Annotated in this window: 18 protein-coding genes and 2 pseudogenes; 10 read left to right on the top strand and 10 right to left on the bottom strand. The window is 73.0% G+C overall.

Going from position 1 to position 17,619, the window contains the following annotated elements:
• The first annotated feature begins 240 nt into the window (after positions 1-240).
• The 4 genes from AC067A_RS14190 (at position 241) to AC067A_RS14175 (ending at position 2,983) form a co-directional block, all read left to right on the top strand.
• Positions 241-477, top strand: a complete 237-nt coding sequence (locus AC067A_RS14190; protein WP_478619166.1) for a hypothetical protein — start codon at positions 241-243, stop codon at positions 475-477.
• Positions 478-756: 279 nt separating this feature from the next.
• Positions 757-1,338, top strand: coding sequence for a hypothetical protein (locus AC067A_RS14185; protein WP_478619164.1), 582 nt, complete (start codon positions 757-759; stop codon positions 1,336-1,338).
• Positions 1,328-1,963: a Fic family protein gene (locus AC067A_RS14180; protein WP_478619161.1), complete on the top strand. Its 636-nt coding sequence runs from the start codon at positions 1,328-1,330 to the stop codon at positions 1,961-1,963. Before AC067A_RS14185 ends, AC067A_RS14180 begins: the two co-directional genes overlap by 11 nt.
• Positions 1,964-2,071: 108 nt before the next feature.
• Positions 2,072-2,983, top strand: coding sequence for a potassium channel family protein (locus AC067A_RS14175; RefSeq protein WP_478619159.1), 912 nt, complete (start codon positions 2,072-2,074; stop codon positions 2,981-2,983).
• Between the two features lie 946 nt (positions 2,984-3,929).
• On the opposite strand, the gene AC067A_RS14170 is transcribed toward AC067A_RS14175, so the two are convergent.
• The 3 genes from AC067A_RS14170 to AC067A_RS14160 form a co-directional block, all read right to left on the bottom strand.
• A complete protein-coding gene (locus AC067A_RS14170) occupies positions 3,930-4,265 on the bottom strand; it encodes a hypothetical protein (RefSeq protein ID WP_478619158.1) in 336 nt (111 codons plus the stop codon).
• A 280-nt stretch (positions 4,266-4,545) separates the two neighbouring features.
• Complete coding sequence (locus AC067A_RS14165) at positions 4,546-5,451, bottom strand: universal stress protein (RefSeq protein WP_478619156.1); 906 nt, start codon at positions 5,449-5,451, stop codon at positions 4,546-4,548.
• Positions 5,448-6,107, bottom strand: coding sequence for a universal stress protein (locus AC067A_RS14160; protein WP_478619154.1), 660 nt, complete (start codon positions 6,105-6,107; stop codon positions 5,448-5,450). The genes AC067A_RS14165 and AC067A_RS14160 overlap by 4 nt, the downstream gene beginning before the upstream one ends.
• Before the next feature lie 198 nt (positions 6,108-6,305).
• Between AC067A_RS14160 and AC067A_RS14155 the strand changes: the two are divergent.
• Positions 6,306-6,972 (top strand): annotated as a pseudogene (locus AC067A_RS14155) (CBS domain-containing protein).
• Positions 6,969-7,823, top strand: a complete 855-nt coding sequence (locus AC067A_RS14150; protein ID WP_478619151.1) for a universal stress protein — start codon at positions 6,969-6,971, stop codon at positions 7,821-7,823. Before AC067A_RS14155 ends, AC067A_RS14150 begins: the two are co-directional and overlap by 4 nt.
• 70 nt (positions 7,824-7,893) lie before the next feature.
• Here AC067A_RS14150 and AC067A_RS14145 read toward each other — a convergent pair whose 3' ends face one another.
• The 6 genes and pseudogenes from AC067A_RS14145 to AC067A_RS14120 all read right to left on the bottom strand — a co-directional run bounded on the left by AC067A_RS14145 (position 7,894) and on the right by AC067A_RS14120 (position 13,665).
• Complete coding sequence (locus AC067A_RS14145) at positions 7,894-8,181, bottom strand: SHOCT domain-containing protein (protein ID WP_478619148.1); 288 nt, start codon at positions 8,179-8,181, stop codon at positions 7,894-7,896.
• 63 nt (positions 8,182-8,244) lie between these two features.
• A complete protein-coding gene (locus AC067A_RS14140) occupies positions 8,245-8,697 on the bottom strand; it encodes a DUF6325 family protein (RefSeq protein ID WP_478619145.1) in 453 nt (150 codons plus the stop codon).
• Between the two features lie 145 nt (positions 8,698-8,842).
• On the bottom strand, positions 8,843-10,912 hold the full coding sequence (locus AC067A_RS14135) for a SpoIIE family protein phosphatase (RefSeq protein WP_478619143.1): 2,070 nt from the start codon (positions 10,910-10,912) through the stop codon (positions 8,843-8,845).
• 110 nt (positions 10,913-11,022) lie between these two features.
• Positions 11,023-11,283, bottom strand: a pseudogene (locus AC067A_RS14130) (MFS transporter); the annotation flags it as partial.
• 1 nt (position 11,284) lies between these two features.
• A complete protein-coding gene (locus AC067A_RS14125; protein WP_478619140.1) occupies positions 11,285-13,072 on the bottom strand; it encodes an alpha/beta fold hydrolase in 1,788 nt (595 codons plus the stop codon).
• Positions 13,069-13,665 (bottom strand): TetR/AcrR family transcriptional regulator, encoded by a 597-nt coding sequence (locus AC067A_RS14120; protein WP_478619137.1) that lies wholly within the window; start codon positions 13,663-13,665, stop codon positions 13,069-13,071. Before AC067A_RS14120 ends, AC067A_RS14125 begins: the two co-directional genes overlap by 4 nt.
• A 170-nt stretch (positions 13,666-13,835) precedes the next feature.
• Between AC067A_RS14120 and AC067A_RS14115 the strand changes: the two genes are divergently transcribed.
• Both AC067A_RS14115 and AC067A_RS14110 read left to right on the top strand, forming a co-directional pair.
• Positions 13,836-14,426, top strand: coding sequence for a hypothetical protein (locus tag AC067A_RS14115; RefSeq protein ID WP_478619136.1), 591 nt, complete (start codon positions 13,836-13,838; stop codon positions 14,424-14,426).
• A gap of 45 nt (positions 14,427-14,471) precedes the next feature.
• Positions 14,472-14,663, top strand: a complete 192-nt coding sequence (locus tag AC067A_RS14110) for a hypothetical protein (protein ID WP_478619133.1) — start codon at positions 14,472-14,474, stop codon at positions 14,661-14,663.
• A 388-nt stretch (positions 14,664-15,051) separates the two neighbouring features.
• Here the strand turns inward: AC067A_RS14110 and AC067A_RS14105 are convergent, their stop codons facing one another.
• Positions 15,052-15,414, bottom strand: a complete 363-nt coding sequence (locus AC067A_RS14105) for a hypothetical protein (RefSeq protein ID WP_478619130.1) — start codon at positions 15,412-15,414, stop codon at positions 15,052-15,054.
• Here AC067A_RS14105 and AC067A_RS14100 point away from each other — a divergent pair.
• Together AC067A_RS14100 and AC067A_RS14095 are read left to right on the top strand one after the other, a co-directional pair.
• On the top strand, positions 15,407-16,993 hold the full coding sequence (locus AC067A_RS14100; RefSeq protein ID WP_478619128.1) for an ATP-binding cassette domain-containing protein: 1,587 nt from the start codon (positions 15,407-15,409) through the stop codon (positions 16,991-16,993). The two genes, AC067A_RS14105 and AC067A_RS14100, sit on opposite strands and share 8 nt — an antisense overlap.
• Positions 16,990-17,544, top strand: coding sequence for an NUDIX hydrolase (locus AC067A_RS14095; RefSeq protein WP_478619125.1), 555 nt, complete (start codon positions 16,990-16,992; stop codon positions 17,542-17,544). Before AC067A_RS14100 ends, AC067A_RS14095 begins: the two co-directional genes overlap by 4 nt.
• Positions 17,545-17,619: the final 75 nt, after the last annotated feature.

The following is a 17,619-nucleotide window of genomic DNA, read 5'->3' as shown; positions in this document are numbered from 1 at the left end:
GGCGCCCCGTGGGCGTCGACCAGGGCGCGGAACGCCTTTTCCTTGAGTGTCGCGACGGCCCAGACGGTGTCGCGGCCCGGCGGATCACCGGGCGTCCCCACGGGAAGTCCGAGACCACGGGCGGTTAGGAAGGCCGCCGCCCCGTCGAAGCGGGACCTTCCGTCGACGAGTCGGCGGTACTCGCCTTCGGCGTCGAACGGCTCCTGCCGGTCACCGTCGCCCGTTCGTACGGCCAAGACGGTGTCGAAGGCCGTCTTCCACGCCGACGCGTGGACCCGGGCGGAGTCGAGGAGCCCGTTGCTCGGGCTGGCCGGCCTGCGCCTGGGACACACCGCGCGACGCTTCGGGGGCCTCGGCGACGAAGCCCTGGCGCTGGCGGAGTCCCTGGCGGTACGAGCCGAGGCGGACCCGACGGACGTGGACGGTCGTGCTGTCGACGGGTACGACGACGTCCGGAGATTCCTGCGCCTGGGGTGACGGCGCCCTGCGCCGGGCGGGCCGGCTTCGGTCTCTTGCGGAAGGGAATCCTGCCGGTCCGGTCAGGAGTTCTGCCGGAGTCGGTCCGGCGACGTGTGGGCTACGGCGTGACGAGACGGCGAGCCTTTGGCATGATCGCTTGGTTGTCCCGTTCGGTGCAGGAGGAACGTCACGGCCATCAACGTCGAACTCGCTCCGGCCCGGCTGCCGTGGTCTGTCGTCGATCCCGGTCTCATCCCCTTCGCCTGGGACGAAGCGGAGGCGTCTGAGGTCACCGCGGTGATCGCCTCGATGGCGCCTCCTGACGGTGTCGGGTGGGAAGAGAAACACCGCTTCGCCACCGAGGTCACGGCGCTTCTGGCCGCCCGGTACGGCCGGTGGGCCTGTGGATGGGATTGGGCGGTCGGAGAGGGCGGCGGCGGGGGCGTGGTCACCCACTGGTGCTGCGCCTCCCATTCCGTGGGGGGACCCGCGGTAACGGCCGCCAACGTGGTGGCGTCGCTGCTGGAGTGGCGCGACTGGCTGGAGGAGTTGGCAGAGCGGTTCGAGCGGTTGGCTCCGCCCGACGAGGCGGCCGCGGAGGATCGCAGCCGGCACCTGGAACGGGCGGCTACCCGACTCGTGACCGTGGTCATGGACCGTACTGGTGCCCAATGCGGCTGGTACGGGCTCTGCCACACGGTGCTGACGTGGTTCCTCTCTTCCACGGGCATGCGGGCGGACGAGGCGAAGAACGCGGTCGACACCGCGATCGGTGGACGGTTCGAGAGCTGGACGGTGCCGTCGCGGACCCTGATCGACACGGTGGGCGAGGATCTCGCAGCCGATCTGACCGGAGTGCGGCCCTACCATGAGCACTGATGCCCTGGCCGCCTGGCTGCAGGTCAGGAACCGGATCGACTGGGCCTCCGCGGCGGGTGAGGCGCCGGCCCGGGTCGAGCCGATCGTGGACGGCCTCACCGCCTGGTGCGGGGAAGGAAGTCGTTCCTCTGACCTCGATCGTGGCCGCCGATTGCTCGCGGCCCTGGCTCGGTCGCGCACGGACGCTGCCCACGGGCGCCCTCTCGCCTGCGGGCTTCTGGCCGGATGGCAGCGGCTGATCCTTGGCGTGCCCGAGGTTCGGTTCCGACAGGGCGACGCCTTCGCCAAGGGCGGCCGCGAGCGCTACGCACTGACGCCACGCACCGGACGCGACTTCGAGCACTGTCTGCGCGACAGCGCCGATACGCGAGTCCCCCTGGCCTCCCGCGCGGCCAGGGTCTCTCTGGACGTGGCCTTCTTCCACCCCTTCCCGGACGGCAACGCCCGCCTGGCCATGCTCGCCCTCGCCTACGTCCTGGAGCTGGAGGGAGTTCGCTTGGACCAGGTCGGCCCCTTGCAGACCACTCGTTACGCGGATGACGACGCCGGAGCGGCGGACCTGGCCGCCCTGGTCTCCGTCCTCGTCCGCTCGGCCCACCAGCGGGCCACCGGATCCCGTCACTGAGGGAACCTCGACCCGACGGGCCCCGGCGTGTCGCCCCCGTGCGGAGGTCTGCGTGGTCGCGCATGCTCGAAGGACGGCCTAGCCCACGACCACCGACGAGGAGCCGGGATGACGTGGCTTTCCACGCTCGCGGGAGCCGTGCTGGTGCTGTACATCCTCCGGGACGTGTTCCATACGCTCTGGCATCCCACGCGTCACGGTGGTCTGAGCCGCACGGTGATGCGGACGGTGTGGCGTCTGTCGGCCCTGCGTGCCACGCGGTGGCGGTCGGCGGGGCTGGCGGGCCCGATGGGGATGATGGCCGTCGTGGCCGTGTGGGCCCTCACCGTGGCCGTCGGCTGGGGGCTCGTGTACTGGCCTCGGATGCCGGAGGACTTCTCGTACAGCACCGGGCTCGACCCGGCCGAGCACGCCGGCCTCGTCGACGCGCTCTACGTCTCGCTGGTCACCCTCTCCACCCTCGGCCTCGGCGACATCGCGCCGACGTCGGGGTGGTTGCGCACCCTCGCCCCGATGGAGGCGCTGGTGGGCTTCGTCCTGTTGTCGGCGACGGTCGCGTGGATCCTCGGCGTCTACCCGGCTCTGGCCCGCCGCAGGGCTCTCGCCCTGCGGCTTTCGCACGTGCGGCGCAGCTCTGCCCCCGCTCGGGCGATCGACTCCGATGGCGGGGCCGCTCTCCTGGACGGTCTCGCTTCGGCCCTGTCCACGATCACGGTCGACTTCCTGCAGTACGCCGAGTCGTACTACTTCTACGACGGGGACGAGAACACGTCCCTGCCCGGCCAGCTGGGTTACGCCACCGACCTGGCCAAGCGGGCGGCGACGGCGGGCCACCCCGACGTCAGGCTCTCGGCGGCGGTGCTGCGCACTGCCCTCGACGACCTGGCCACGGTGCTCGACGAGCGTTTCCTGAACACCGGCGGGACACCCGAGGAGGTCTTCTCCGCGTACGCCGACGACCACGGCCGCCCGTGGGGCCCGGACGGCCCTCCCACGGCCACCGGAGGAGGGCGGTCCTGAGAGAGAGGGGGCGTCGTCAAGGCCGTCGACCGGCTGCGGTGAGCATGTGAAGCCGAGGGGGAGGTGATGACCATGGCCCCGCAGAGCGCTCCCTACCCGCCGTTCGGCCTGGGCCCCGCCCCCGACCATCCGCACCCGCCGCTCCGGCGCCCGGGGCCCGGATCCGACGGCTGCTGGTGGCTCATGCCTCACCTCCCGGGCGGGACGGTCCGCCGGTCACTGGAGGGGCGCCGGTGTTGGAGGGGCGCCGGGTGCAGAAAGGGCGCCGGTCAGCGTGCGGCGCCGAGGTCGCTTCCGATGTGGTGCGCCCACGCACGGATCCGGGCGGGGTCGCGGAAGTCTCCGCCCTTGCCTTGCCCTCCCAGTGCCCGGGGTAGAGGGCGCCGCCGAGGACGACCTCGTCGTAGCCGCTGACGTCGGTGTCGGCGGGCAGGAGGGAGGAGGACGGCGTCGAACCCGTCGTCCCGCGGCGTCCGGCCGATCTCGTCGGCGATTCCGGCGGTGGGCGCCGTGCTGGCCGCCGTGGGCCACCAGGACGTGCATCGGGCTCACGGCCGCTCCCCTCCCCCTGCCCTCGGCCCGCCGTGCGGGGATGCTCCGCCGGGTGCCGGTCCTCTTCTCGGGCATCGGGGCGCGGACGGTGAGGATGCCGTCCTCGTACGAGGCGTCGACGTCGTCGGCGGGGACGGTCGTCAGGAGCCGTACGGTCCGGCGGGAGGAGCCGTAGAGGGCTGCGCCTGCGTTCCGCCTTGTCTCCGGTCATCGTCCTGCCTCCTCGTGTGCTGTCGGGGACGGACCCGGGCAGACGGATGTCACCTGGGGCCCGGGGAGCCCGAGGGGGCTCGCGCCTCGGCCTCCTCGTCGCCCTCGCCCCTCGGCTCCGGGGCCGGTCCCCCGTTTCTCCCACCGTGCCGCCCGGGGCTCGGACACCCCAGTGCCGAGCGGGTCAGCCTCCCGGGGCCGGGGACTCGCTCTCGTGGCCGTGGGACACCAGGGGCCGGGGCCGGACCCAGACCGTCGCCAGGCGTGCCTCGCGCAGACTCGCCTCCGCCACGGCGAAGGCGAGGGCGGCACGACAGTCCCTGCTGCCGTCCACGCCGACGACGATCAGCGGCGGAGGGAGGCTGGTGCGCTCGGGTGCGCGGATCACGGCGACCGGGCATTCTGCCCGTGCCGTCAGCGGGACGATCACCGCGTCCTCGCTGAGGACTTCGGCGGCCCTGCCGAGGTTCCCCGAACCCACCACGGCGAGTGCGGCGCCCCGCGTCCTGTCGCGCAGCACGGTGGCGGGGCCCCGCCGACGAGATCCGTCGCGGTGCACAGACCTCGTGCAGTTCCCGCACGAGGTCCTCGGCGTTGGCGAGGGCCGACTCCGCTCGGCCGTGCGGAGAGCTCTCGTGAGCGACCACACCGTACGGAAGACGGTCGTGGACCGGGGGGAGGGGGACGGCGGCGACCAGTCGCAGCCGGGCCCCAGGCCCTTCTGCGGACGGCTTCGTCGGCGGCCCAGACGAGGGCCGGGACGGACAGTTCACGGGGGTCGACGCCGGCCAGGGCCTCGCTCAGGGCCCCTCGCTCCTCGACACGAAGCCGGACGGGACGACCTCGACCGGGCAGTGGGCGTGGTGGATCAGGGCGTGGGCGACGCGGCCCAGGGAGGGCCCTACGCCGAGCCGTCGCCGGCTCCGGCCCATCACCAGCAGGTCGGTGCGGCCGGTCGCGTCGATCAGGATTCCCGGGGTGCTCGTGCCCGTCTCCACGTGGTGGTCGACGGTCAACCGGGGGTAGGACTCGCGCACGCGGTCGGCGAGCGACTTCGCCTCCCACACGCGCCGCAGGGCGATCCCGTCGAGGTCGTCGAGCATGGTGGCGACGTGGCCCATGTGCGCGAGCACGTTCCACACGCTCACGATCCGCAGGGTCGCCTTGCGGGCATCGGCCTCCGCCGCGGCCAGGGGGAGCCAGTCGAGGTCCGTCGCGTCACGGACGGCCGCCGTGACCGAGCCCGTCTCGGGCCGCTCGCCCTCCCCGCGCACGACGATCAGGGGCACCTCCGCCCGGGCCGCCACGCCGAGGCTCACGGAGCCGAGCAGGAGGGAGGAGAAACCGCCGAGCCCCCGGTTGCCCACCACGATCGTTCCGCGGTCGCCGGCGGCGTCCCGCAGCCCGGCGACCGGCTCCAGGCGACTCAGCTCCCTGGTCACGGGCAGGTCGGGACAGCGCTCGTGGACCCAGCCGGTCATGTTGATCAGCAGGTCGTGGCCGGCTCGGCGCACCGACTCCATCGTCTCGGCATCGGACCAGTAGGACCGCCGGTCGATGTCGGCGGCGTGCACCAGACGCAGGGAACGGCCCCTGCGGTCCGCCTCCGCGGCGGCCCAGAGGGCGGCGGAGCGCGCCGAGGGGGACCCGTCGACTCCCACGACGAGATCGCCCAGCCCGGGCCGGACGGGAATCTCGCTGTTCATGGTTCCTCCTCCGGCGACGACCGGGCGCCGGGCGCGGCGCCCTGGAGCGACACCTCCCAGGCTGGCACGGTGACGGCGATCCGGGGCACGGGCCGTTCGGTCCCGACCGAGAGCGCTCGGCCACCGCGGCCCCTGGCCCGTGGCCACCGGCACGGAATCCTGGCATCCCCACCCGGTTCACCCGGTGCCGGGCTCGATTCCTCCCTGGTCTCCCTCCGAGGGGGCGTCGACGCGCTGGGGGACGACGGCGACGGCCCCTGGGCCCGGGCGGCCACGACGAGGCCGACCGATCCGAGCAGAAGGTCGGCCGGCCCTCCCCGACCCCGTGAGCCGACGACCAGGACCATGGCCTCCTGCACCTCCCTCAGCAGCGCGCTCGACGCGTCCTCGGCGAGCACCTCCGTGGACGGGTCGAGACCGGGTGCGCGGCGCAGGGCCCGTTCCGCAGCCGTGCCGACGACGTTCTCCGCGACGATCTGTCCCCAGGGCCGGTCGGTGCTCGCGGACGGTGCGACGCCTTCGTACCGTTCCCAGAGCGAGGCGTACACGGTACGGAGCGGCCGGCCGTGCCACAGGGCTTCGTCGACCGCCCAGTCCAGGGTCGTGAGGCCGGCGTCGGGACCGTCCGCGCCCACGACCACGGGGCCTTCCCTCACCGGCGATCCCCTCGTTGCCACCACCTGCCGAGTGCGACGTGACCCGGCCACCAGGCCTTTCCCTCACCCCGCGGGCGAACGGACCGCCCTCCAAGGGACCAACGGTCCCGGAAGGGGCCAGTTCGGCACTCCTGCCGGGAGGGTCCGCGTATCAGGGTGGGGTCCACGGAGAGCGCCTGCGCGCGGAAGGCGCAGGTGATGCGCCATCGCAGGATCGGCGAGCTGATGACCCGTGACGTGGTGATTGTCCGCGGTGACGCGCCGTTCAAGGAGATCGTGCGGATCCTGTCGCGGCACCGGGTCACCGCGGTGCCGGTGGTGGACGGGGGGGGGACCGGGTGATCGGGGTCGTCTCGGAAGGCGATCTGCCGCGCGGGACCGCGGACCGGGCGGCCGCTTCGGGAGACATGCCGGCCGTGCCGGGGCTGGAGGCGTGGGAACGGGCCGAGGCCGAGGAGTTGATGTCTGCTCCCCCGGTGTGCGCCGGCCCCGAGTGGACGGCGGTGGAGGCGGCACGTCTGATGGAGGTGCAGGGCGTCAAGCGGCTCGTCATCGTGGACGACGAGGACGGGCCGGTCGGCATCGTGAGCCGCCGGGACAGGCTGGGGGTCTTCCTGCGCGAGGACTCCGACATCCGTCGCGAGATCACCGAGGACGTGCTCGTCGGCACCCTCGGCCTCGATCCCGCCCGGCCGAACGTCGAGGTGCGCGACGGCCGGGTGGAGGTCGGCAGCACCGTGCCGTACCGGGGCACGATCCCGGCGATCGTACGCATGTGCGTGACCGTCGACGGGGTCGTCCCGCTCTCGCGCACCGGCTCCCGTACGAGAACGACGACATCCCACCGGGAGGTGGACGATCATGACACAGGACATCGTGGTCGGCGTGGACGGCACGGAGCAGGCGCGCGCCGCCGCCGAGTGGGCCGCGGACGAGGCCGTGCTGCGCGGCACCGGCGTGCGCCTGGTGCACGCGAAGGAACCCTCGCCCGATGTCCTGCTGCCGTTCGTGTCCCGGGAACCCGACGAGTCATGGGCCGAGGAGCTGCTCACCCGTACGGCGGCCGGTCTGCGCGCCCGGCATCCCGAACTCTCGGTCACCACGCGGCTGTCGGCCTCGGGGCCCGTCCCGGCCCTCGTCTCCGCGGGCGAGGAGGGCTGCCTCCTGGTGCTCGGCTCGCGCGCGCTCGGCACCATGGCCGGCTATCTGCTCGGTTCGACCGGCCTGACGGTCGCCGGCGCGGTCGACCGGCCCGTCGTGCTCGTACGGGCCGACGGCACACCCGGTCCGCGGGGACCGGTGACGGTGGGGGTCGACGTGCGGCAGGCCGCCGACACGGTGCTGGGGTTCGCCTTCGACGAGGCCGCTCGGCGACGTGTGCCGGTGCACGCGGTGTTCGCACTGCAGCTTCCGCTGCTCGCGGGGCTCGGTCCCGCGATGGTGCCGGACATCCGGCTCGCCGCCGCACCCGAGATCGAGCGTTCGCTCGACGAGGTCCTCGCGCCCTGGCGGGCGAAGTACCCCGAGGTGAGCGCCGTCCACCACGTCCGGACCGGCTCGGCCGGCCTGGAACTGGTGGAGGCCTCCCGCGACGCTTCCCTCGTGGTGGTCGGCCGCCGCACCCGGCGTCCGGCCCTGGGCGCGCACATCGGCAGCGTGGCCCACGCGGTGCTGCACCACAGCCGCGCACCGGTCGCCGTCGTACCCCACGACTGACGCCGGCAGGGCACGGCCGACGCCACGACGGCCCGTCGGGGGCACCACCCGCGACAGGACCGCCGGACGCTCAGGAGCCGAGGATCTTGGCCTTCTGCACCGCGAACTCCTCCTCGGTCAGCACACCTTGCTCCTTCAGCTGTCCGAGTTCCTTGAGCTGCTCGATCTTGCTGCTCATGTCGGGGGCCGGTGCGGCCGGTGCGGGTGCCGCGACCGGTGGCGGCGCGTACCGCTCGGCCGCGACCTCCTCCTGCTGGGCCCAACGGCCCGCCTGGCGTCGCGAGACCCTGTTGGAGACGGCGGTCGCCGTCCCGGCCACCACTGCCGTACGCGCCACACCTCGAAGAAGTCCTGGCATGTCGTTCCTCCTTGGCCGTTGTTCGAGTGGATCGGTGCCCTGGTCCTGGGGCGTCCGCAGCCGTCAGGCGGCCGCGCTGCCGCCCTCCGCGGCATCCAGCGAGGCCAGGAGCGCCTGGACGGGGATCCGTCCGCCGGCCACGAGCTGCGCACCGCTCCGCCGCAGTTCCCGCGCGAGAGGGGCGGCCCAGACGTTCTCGTAGATCAGGATGCCGGCCGAGTTGCCCGGTTCCAGGGCCATCCCCGCCTCGTCGAGGTCGTCCTGCCCGAGGAGTCCGGAGGAGGAGCCCTCGAAGACGGACAGGTCCAGCTCGCCGTCGGCGTCGAGGTCCCGCAGTTCCAGCGCCGTGACGCTGCCGTCGGCGTCCTTCCGGACGAACGTGAAGTCGAGAATGCGGACGATGCCCTGGTCGACCAGGTCCAGGAGGAGGGACATCCCCTTGCCCGTCATCCGGTTGCCCGGAAACTCGATGACCAGATAGTCGACCGGACCCATGTCCTGGAATTCGTTGCTCATCACCGCTCCACACACTGTCGGGAGGACATGACCGAGCCCAACCCCCGTCCCGTCGTGTGTCGGCGGACGTGACCGGAGCCGGTACCGAACCCATTGCAGCACTCGCCGGAGCGCTTCGCACATCCACGGCCGGCGCCCCGCACGCTCAGGGAGGGGTGCCGATCCGGACGACGAGGAGGGCGATGTCGTCGTCCGAGGAAGCCGGTACCAGGTGGGTCAGCAGACGGTCGCAGAGAGCATGCAGGGACGGGACGGGTTCGGCGAGCAGATCGGTCAGCTCGGTCAGGCGGGCGTCGATGTCGCTGCTCCGGGCCTCGACGAGGCCGTCGGTGTACAGGACGAGGAGGCTGCCGAGGGGCAGGGTGAGGTCGGTGGTCGTGAAGGCGACGCCGCCGACGCCCAGCGGCAGGCCCGGCGGTACGTCGAGCAGGCGCACGGTGCCGTCGGGGAGGACGGCCGCGGGGGGCGGGTGGCCTGCCCGGGTGATGCGGCAGTGGCCGGTGGCCGGGTCGACCACCACGGACAGGAAGGTCGCCATCATCGGGTCGGCGAGATCGCGCAGGGCGGCCTCCAGCTGGCTGAGCATGTCCTCGGGGGCGAGGTCGAGGCGGGCGAGGGCCCTGACGCTCGCGGAGAGCCGCCCCATCACCGCGGCGGCGGCCGTGCCGTGCCCCATGACGTCCCCGATGACGAGTACGGCCCTGCCGTCCTCCAGCGCGATGACGTCGTACCAGTCGCCGCCGACCTCGTTGACGTCGCTGGCGGGAAGGTAGCGGTGGGCGACCTCGATCCCCGGCGGAGGGGTGATGTGCTGCGGCAGCATGCTGCGCTGCAGCACGACGGCGGTGTCGTGCTCACGGTGGTAGAGGCGCGCGTTGTCCACGCAGACCGCGGCGCGGGCCGCCAGTTCGCGGGCGAGGTCGACCTCGTCCTCGGTGAACGGGCCGATGGGACGGGTCCGGTAGAAGGTGGCCAGGCCCAGCACCACGCCGCGGGCGAGCAGCGGGGTCATCATGAACGAGTGCACTCCCAGCCCGAGCAGCTCCGCGGGCCTCCCGGAGTGGCCGGCGGCCGGTGCGACGGCCTGCTCGTCGAACTCGGACACGACATAGGGGCGGCGCTCGCCGAGCGCGCGGGTGTAGGGCGCGTTGACGGGGAAGACGAGGGTGCGCCCCAGCGGGGCGAGGACGGTCGTGACGGGTGAGCCCGTCAGCGGGGCCTTGGCCAGCCGGCGCAGCATGGCGCCCCCGAGCAGGCCCGCGCCGGCTTCGCCGTCGGCGGCCAGGGACTCCAGGACGTCGACGGTGACGGCGTCCGCGAGGTCGGGCACGGCGATGTCGGCGAGCTCCTGCGCGGTGCGTTCCAGGTCCAGGCTCGTGCCGATCTTCATCGTGGCCTCGTTCACCAGGGCGAGGTGGCGCCGGCCCTTCTCGGCTTCGAGCTGCGCCTGCTCCTTGGCGGTGATGTCGATCAGCGTGGCGGCCAGCCCGATCGGGCGTCCGTCGGAGTCCTCCAGCCGGACGTACGACCCCGACCACACGTGGTCGCGGTCCGGGTCGGCCGGCGTGCGGCCCGTACGGCGGGAATCCAGGACGGGCCTGCCCTCGTCCAGGGCCCGGCGCATCGCGCGCTCCATGTCCGCGGCGTTGACGTCGGGCAGGATCTCGACGAGGCGGCGCCCGATGTGGGCGGCCTGCGAAAGCCCGTTCATGGCCTCCAGCGCCGGGTTGACGCGGAGGAACCGCAGCTGGGTGTCCAGGACCGCGATGCCGACGGGGGAACGGGAGAACAGTCCGTCCCACACCGCCGACGAGCCGCGGATCCGCCGTGCCGCCTCCGCCTCCGCCGCGAACACCAGCACCGTCGTCCCGCCCCGGTGCCGGGCCGGCACCGGGCACGCCCAGATCTCCAGGTCCAGCGGACGTCCCTCCCTGTGCCAGGCGGTCACCGTTCCCATGACCCCGCGCCCGGTGGCGGCGCCCTCCCACAACGACCGGCCGAGACTGCGGTCCGCACCCGGGTGGAGCAGGTCGGCGATGTGCCGGCCGAGCACCTCGTGCGGGGTGTAGCCGAGCAGGCACTCCGCCGCGTGGTCCCAGCGGACGATCGCCCCGTCCGCGCCCGTGGCCACCACCGCGACCGGCAGCGCCCCCAGCCATCCGCCCGCGTCCCGGGCCGCGCTGGTGGTCACCTCGTCGAAGGGCACCTGCTCCATGCCACCGCGATTCCTGTCCGTACGCACCCGTGGACGGCTGCCGTCCTCCTCAGTATGGGCGGGTGCCCGCGGTTCGTCGCGCGGGCCGGAGCCGCGGCCGCGTGCCGACGTCACACGGCATTCCGGCCTGCCTCCGCGACGCGTCGGCCGGCGCCGCCCGCTGCCTGGACGGCGTTGGCGACGCCCTCCCGGGCGGTGTCCGCCGGGCCCTCGGGGATGCCCCGCAGCCGGCCGTCGACGGCGCTGCGGTAGCCGTCGGCGAGCAACGCCCCGAGCAGGGCGACGTCGAGTGCGGTGCCGAACTCGCGGGTGACGTCGTCGGGCGCCGATGCGACGCCCTGCTTCTCGCGCGGCGGGGAGCCGGTGATCGCCCTACGCCTGACGGGCGCGTGCTCCGCCGATGGCCAGGGCGACGTCCTTCGGGTGTGTCAGTTGGGGATGGTGCCCCGCGCCGTCGATCACTGTCACGGTGGCGTGCGGAAGTGAGTCCAGGAGGGACCGCCCGTCACCGGTGAGTGGATCGTGGGAGCCGACGACGATGTGGACGGGCCCTGGGTAGCGCCGCAGCCGGCCGACGAGGTCTTCGCGCCACCGCGCGCTCGCGGCGGCGGCGAGGAGCCGGGCGGTGGTGGCCGCGACGGTCCCGCGGCGGAGGTCCGCGACGGCGGATCGGAGCGGGGCCGCGTGGGCCGTGGCACCGGTCAGCCGCTCGGCGAGCGCTTCGGGCGTCGTCCGGCTCAGGAGCAGGCGGGTCAGCGGCGTCCACGTCATGACACGGGGTGGGCGGCCCTGGAGGAAGAACGGTGCCACGAGGGTGAGCCGCTCCACCGCGTGGGGATGCGCGGTCGCGGCCTCGACGGCGGCGGCGGCACCGACGGAGTGGCCGACCAGGTGACGGGCGCCCTCCTCGGTCACCAGCGCGGTCGACCACGTGAGCCAGTCGTCGCGGCTTCCGGAACTCATGCCCAGGCCCGGCAGGTCGACGGCCCGGGCGTGCCCGACCGCCGCGACGACCGGCGCCCAGGTGTCGGCGTTGACCGGCAGACCGGGCAGTACGACCGTCGACGCGCCCGCCTCCCCCAGTTCGAACGTCCGCACTCCGCCCGGATTCGTGAACCGCCGGTCGCTCGCCGGCGCGCCGCCGAAGCGGTGGGCCGCCAGGTGGTCGGCCCAGCGGCGTACCGTCGTCGCGGTGTCCGGCATGACGAGGCCGTGCCGGCCGGCGAAGGCATGAGCGGAACCCGTCGGGTAGCGGTCCGCCGACAGGAAGGTCAGGGTCTCCGGATCGGCCTTGGTGAGCCGGCGGGGAAGCCTCTTGAGCAGGGGCACCGGTATCCGCGCCCGGGGCGCCTTGACGCCGTAGTGCTCCGCCACGAACGTCAGCAGGTCGGGCAGTGCGGGCGTGTCGTCGTCCAGCAGCCAGTACGCGCCGCGCTCGGTCGCCGGATCCGTCGGCAGCAGGGTCATGAACCGGGCGAGGTGGTCGGCCGCGACCACGGGGACGAACGTCCGCCCGTCGCCCGGGAGGGCGGGGAGCGCGCCCTCCCAGAGCTCTTGCAGGTTGGAGGCGAGCCCGAGGTACTGGTCGGACTCCCCGGTGGTGCTGTCCCCGATGACACTGGCCGGGTTGACGATGGACCAGGGGACGCCCCGCCGCTCTGCCAGGTCGCGGAACACGGCGTCCGCCTCCACCCGGGACGCCTCGTAGGGACCGAGGTCCCGATAGGTCTCGCGTCGGCGCTCCTCGCTCCACGGGGCGGAGTCCAGCCGGCTCACGCGATACCCGGAGACCTGGACCAGCCGGCGCAGGTCCGGCAACCGCGCCGCGAACTCGACGACCGTGCGCACGCTGTCGACGTTGGCGTGACGCGCCTCGTCCACCGACATCCCGAACCTGAAGGCACCGGCGCAGTTGTAGATCTCGGTGACGTCGCCGCACTCCCCCTCGATCAGCGACGCCTTGCCGTAGTCGACCCTGAGGTCGGTCGGCGCCTTGCCGTGCCCGCGGCCGTCCAGCCACCGGGCCAGCCGCTGATACGACTCCTCGCTCCGGCCGGCCGTACTCACGCGCACACCGGCCCGACCGAGCGCGAGCACCACGTGGCGCCCGATGAAGCCGCTCGCTCCCAGCACCAGCGCGTGCCGCTCGTCCGCTCTCACTCCGCGTCCTCCCCGTCCTGCGCCGCCAGCAGTACGTCGATCGCCTGGCCGGCGCAGCGCAGCGGCTCGGTGGACCGCTGCGCCCGCGACACGATCACCGCCCCCTCCACCATGCTCACCACGGCGGTCGCGAGCGCACGGGCGACGGCGCGAGGCCGGCCGTGCGCGACAAGCAGCTCACCCACCGGTGCGATCCACGACTCGAACGCGTCGGCACAGGCGCCGCGCAGCCGCTCGCTCTCCGCCCCCATCTCCAGCGTCACCACCGAGACCGGACACCCCAGCTGGAAGTCGCTCCCTTCGAGCATCCCCGCCAGTTCCTCGATCACCCGGCCCAGCACCTCACCCACCGTCGCCGGCGCCGCCGCCGAGCCGCCCACGAGCGACCCGAACCTCGCGGCCGCCAGCTCGACGGCCCTCTCCCCCAGCTCCTCCTTCCCCCGCGGGAAATGGAAGTAGAGCGACCCCTTCGGGGCCCCCGCGTGCTCCACCACCGCGTTCAGTCCCGTACCGCTGTACCCGTGCCGCTGGATCAGCTCCAGCATCGACTCCGCCAGCCGTGAGCTGGTCTCGGCTCCCTTGGTTCCCATCATGACACCAGAATAGACCGGTCTACATATTCGGCAACCCTGTCGAGGCCGCCCATGCGGCGGCGTCACCGCCGGCCCTGCGTCTCGCCCAAGGGTCCGCCAAGGTGCGCCCGGCCGCGCCGATCACCGAATCACGGTGGCGGAGCCCCGCAGATACGTGTGACGGTTCGGCCATGGGCAATTCCCGGGCGCACCCCGTCTTCCGGACCACCGACGCGACCATGGCGTACGCGCGGGCCGAGCGCCTCCGTGCGCTGATGGCGGAGTGTGAGGACGAGGCCGACCTCTACGCCGAGCTGCGAACGGTCGAGGAGGTACGCCGGATGGTGGCGGTCCTGCCCGAGGGAACCTTCGACTACGCGGACCTGCGCACCGGCCCGACGGGTGAGGCCCTCCGGTTCGACCTCGACGTGGCCGGCGCGGACGACGCGTCGCTGGAGGCACACCTGCCGTGGGACGTCATGGCCAGGGTTCCGAGAGGGACGGTGGAGGAGCGGTTCGTGGCCGCGCTCGGCCAGGGCCTGGCCGATGTGCGCTGGCGCGGCCTGTGGCCGCACGACCCGGAGACGGGCCGATACGCGAGCGCCGACCACGACGGGGTCCAGATCGTGTTCCACGGCGAAGAATCCCAGTTCGACCGGTGGGCCGAGCACCACACGGTCTTCGTCCACGGAAGCGGGAACCGCGGGGGCTCGACCCGAGCACGGGAGCTTGCCGCGCGCATCGGCGGCGCGGTGCTGGGAGAGCCGCAGCTGGGGTGGTGAGGGGGCGATGGGCACCGGTGTGAGGTGTGCGTCCAGACTGGGCCCATGCGAGTCGACGAGACAGTGAGACCGACCCTGGCCAGGGTGCTCACCCCCATAGCGATCGACATCGCTATGGGGGTGCTGCTCGTGGCCGTCGTCCGTCGAGGCGGAACCGTCCACCCCGACGATCCCGTGGAGATCGAACTTCCCGCTCCCCCGCACCGCGCACTGGAACGCGTCTGGGTTCCGTGGTGAACGTGCCGGTCACAGCCGCTCCTTGAGGGCGTGGCAGGGGCGGTGTCGACCGGGCCCGCCACCGTGTGCCGTCGGCCGGCGGTCGTCGCGGTGGGCCATGGCGGCGTTTCGGCCATGATTCCGCCGGGCCACGGCCCCGTGGCCGCAAGGGTCGGTGCACTCGGCACGCACGCGGATTCGCTCAGTCCCGGGGTTCGCACGGCGTCCGAAAGACGTGTGTTCGACCGGCCTGGGGTGGTCGTTGAGCCTGTCGACACCCGCAGGCCCGGCCCCTGGAGATCGCCATGCGTTCCGTTCCCCCTCGTCCTCATGGCAAGAGCACGTCGGTCGATGACGAGGAGGGTGGGCATTCGGCGTCCGAGGAGTTGCTGTTCGGGGGGCGGCTCGATTACGAGCAGGGCTGGAACCAGTATCGCGGGACCTGGGTGAAGTTGGGCATGTGGAGCATGGCCGTGGGCTTTCCCCGGCAGGTGGCGGTGGCTGTTCGGCTGGCCAGGGCGGCGGACCGGCGGGCGTTGTACACGGTGGGGGCCAGTGAGGCCGGGCGGGGGCTGACGCAGGCGTTGAGCCTGGTGGCGGTGAACGGGCTGCTGGGCGAGTTGCTGGCGGCAGGGGCGTTGGTGGACCGGCTGAGGGCGTCGGTGCCGGCGCTGGCGGTCGTGTCGGTGATGGCGGTCGTGTCCTCGTTGCTGAGGTCGGCGTCGACGGCTTCGACGGGGGTGTTGGAGCCGAAGGTCCAGCGGGTGGCCACCGAGCGGTATCTGGGGCTGGTCGCGCGGGTCGAGATGGACGCGATCGAGGACGACGCGTTTCACAAGCTGATGGACTCGGCGCAGTGGGGGGCGGACGGGGCCCGCCGGATGGTCGGTTACTGCACGGCCGTGGTGGCCTCGGCGATCTCGCTGGTGGCGGCGGCGAGTGTGCTGACGGTGCTGCACTGGGCGCTGCTGCCGTTGCTGGCCGCGATGGCGTTGCCCAGTGCGTGGGGGTCGTTGACGATGGCCAGGGCGCGGTACGCGAGTTGGCACCGGTTCGTGCAGCACGCGCGTGCCGCGAAGCTGATCAGTGGTCTGTTGATCGACCAGCAGGCGGCGGGCGAGGTCCGGGTCCATGACGTGGGCCCGTTCCTGCTGGAGCACTTCCGGGGCATGGCCGAGACGAGTGAGCGGGAGCAGACCCGGCTCGCCTGGGTGGCGGCTCGTACGGGGCTGCTGGCGGACGGCGCCCGGGGGGTGGCGACGGTGGCCGCGTACGGAGTGCTGGGGCTGCTGCTGTGGAACGGGCAGATGGCGCTCGCCGTGGGTGGCACCGCCGTGCTCGCGATCCGCGCCGGGTCGGCGAGCATCACCGATCTCGTGCTGCGGGTCACCGACATCCAGGAGGAGTCCCTGTTCGTCGCCGACCTGGAGCGGCTCTGCGTCGAGGCGGAGCGGCGTGCGATCCCGGAGACCGGGGTGGACGTGCCGGAGGACTTCGACGCGATTCGCTTCGAGAAGGTCGGCTTCTCCTACCACGGTGCCGACGAGCCGTCCCTGCGGGAGGTGGACCTGGTCATTCCCCGGGGCCGGACCGTGGCCCTGGTGGGCAGGAACGGGTCCGGGAAGTCGACCGTCTCGAAGCTTCTGTGCGGTCTGCACCTGCCGGCCGAGGGGCGGGTGATGTGGGGGGACGTCAGTGCCGCCGACGCCTGCCGGGCACGGATCTTCTCCCGGGTCGCGTTGGTCGCCCAGGACTTCCAGCGGTGGCCCTTCACCGCGCGGGTGAACATCGGCATCGGCCGCAGCAGTGCCGCCATGGACGACACGGTCATCGCGGCGGCGGCCACGTACGCCGGAGCGGACGAGGTCGTCTCCGGACTCCCCCGCGGCCTCGGCACCCTGCTGGCCCGCGGCTACCGCGGCGGGCAGGAGCTCTCCGGCGGACAGTGGCAGCGGATCGGTCTGGCTCGCGGGAAGGCCCGCGACGGGCAGGTCCTGATCGTCGACGAGCCGACCAGTGCGCTGGACCCGGCGGCCGAACAGCGCGTCTTCGACCAGATCCACCGGCTCGCCGGCACCGGACAGACCACCGTCCTCATCACCCACCGTCTCCACAGCGTGCGCCACGCCGACCTGATCTACGTCCTCGACCGGGGGCGGGTCGTCGAGCACGGTACGTTCGCCGAGCTCATGGACCCTGCCACCGGCACGGGAGCGTTCCGGGAGGCGTACGAGCTCCAGGCCCGTCAGTTCAGGAACCCGTCGGTGCCGGTGCCGAAGCAGCCCGACCCCGGGAAGGACGCGGCGAGCGAGCCCGGTGGCCCGCTCGGTGAGGGCGAGGTGCTGTCATGACGACTCCCTCCTCCGCCCGTCGCCGTACAGGGTCCGCGGACTCCCCCACCACGACAACGGCGAGGGCAACGGAGCTGGACGCGGGTGCGGTCGCCTCGGCGGCGGGGCCTCCTGGGACCGTGCCGCACATCGCCGGTGTCCATCTGTATCTCGAGCGCGACGGCCAGGTCCTGCTGGGGCGCCGGCATCCCGATTCGGCGTACGCGGGCGGTTTCCTGCACACCCTGGCGGGTCACTGCGAGGCGGAGGCGGCGACCGCGTGCCTGGTGCGCGAGGCGTACGAGGAAGCCGGGCTGGTCATCGAGGCGGCCGACCTCTCCCTCGTCCACACGGTGCACCTGGTCGAGCCCGGCGGACTGCCGAGGATCCAGCTCTTCTTCCGCGCCGACCGTTGGGAGGGCGTGCCGGAGGTGCGCGAGCCGGACAAGTGCGTCGGCTGGCAGTGGTGCGGCGTCGAGGACCTGCCCGAGCCGATCGTCGCCTACACGCGTACGGCGATCGAAGGCATCCGGGCCGGACGGCCGTATACGGAGACGGGGTGGGTGCGTTGAGCTGCTTCGCCGCCGCCGGATCCGCGGACGCGGCACACTCGCGTACGGCTCCGGGCCGTCCGCGTCACGGCCTCG

The sequence above is a fragment of the Streptomyces sp. NPDC043176 genome (assembly GCF_056436715.1).
Note: the sequence above shows the minus strand (reverse complement) of the source record. Positions and strands in the feature narration are given on the sequence as shown.

Bases quoted from the DNA above. Each gene is read 5' to 3' on its own strand.
- AC067A_RS14180 (WP_478619161.1), top strand. From the start codon at position 1,328: ATGAGCACTGATGCCCTGGCCGCCTGGCTGCAGGTCAGGAACCGGATC.
- AC067A_RS14175 (WP_478619159.1), top strand. From the start codon at position 2,072: ATGACGTGGCTTTCCACGCTCGCGGGAGCCGTGCTGGTGCTGTACATC.
- AC067A_RS14165 (WP_478619156.1), bottom strand. From the start codon at position 5,451: ATGAACAGCGAGATTCCCGTCCGGCCCGGGCTGGGCGATCTCGTCGTG.
- AC067A_RS14150 (WP_478619151.1), top strand. From the start codon at position 6,969: ATGACACAGGACATCGTGGTCGGCGTGGACGGCACGGAGCAGGCGCGC.
- AC067A_RS14145 (WP_478619148.1), bottom strand. From the start codon at position 8,181: ATGCCAGGACTTCTTCGAGGTGTGGCGCGTACGGCAGTGGTGGCCGGG.
- AC067A_RS14140 (WP_478619145.1), bottom strand. From the start codon at position 8,697: ATGAGCAACGAATTCCAGGACATGGGTCCGGTCGACTATCTGGTCATC.
- AC067A_RS14135 (WP_478619143.1), bottom strand. From the start codon at position 10,912: ATGGAGCAGGTGCCCTTCGACGAGGTGACCACCAGCGCGGCCCGGGAC.
- AC067A_RS14120 (WP_478619137.1), bottom strand. From the start codon at position 13,665: ATGATGGGAACCAAGGGAGCCGAGACCAGCTCACGGCTGGCGGAGTCG.
- AC067A_RS14115 (WP_478619136.1), top strand. From the start codon at position 13,836: ATGGGCAATTCCCGGGCGCACCCCGTCTTCCGGACCACCGACGCGACC.
- AC067A_RS14110 (WP_478619133.1), top strand. From the start codon at position 14,472: ATGCGAGTCGACGAGACAGTGAGACCGACCCTGGCCAGGGTGCTCACC.
- AC067A_RS14095 (WP_478619125.1), top strand. From the start codon at position 16,990: ATGACGACTCCCTCCTCCGCCCGTCGCCGTACAGGGTCCGCGGACTCC.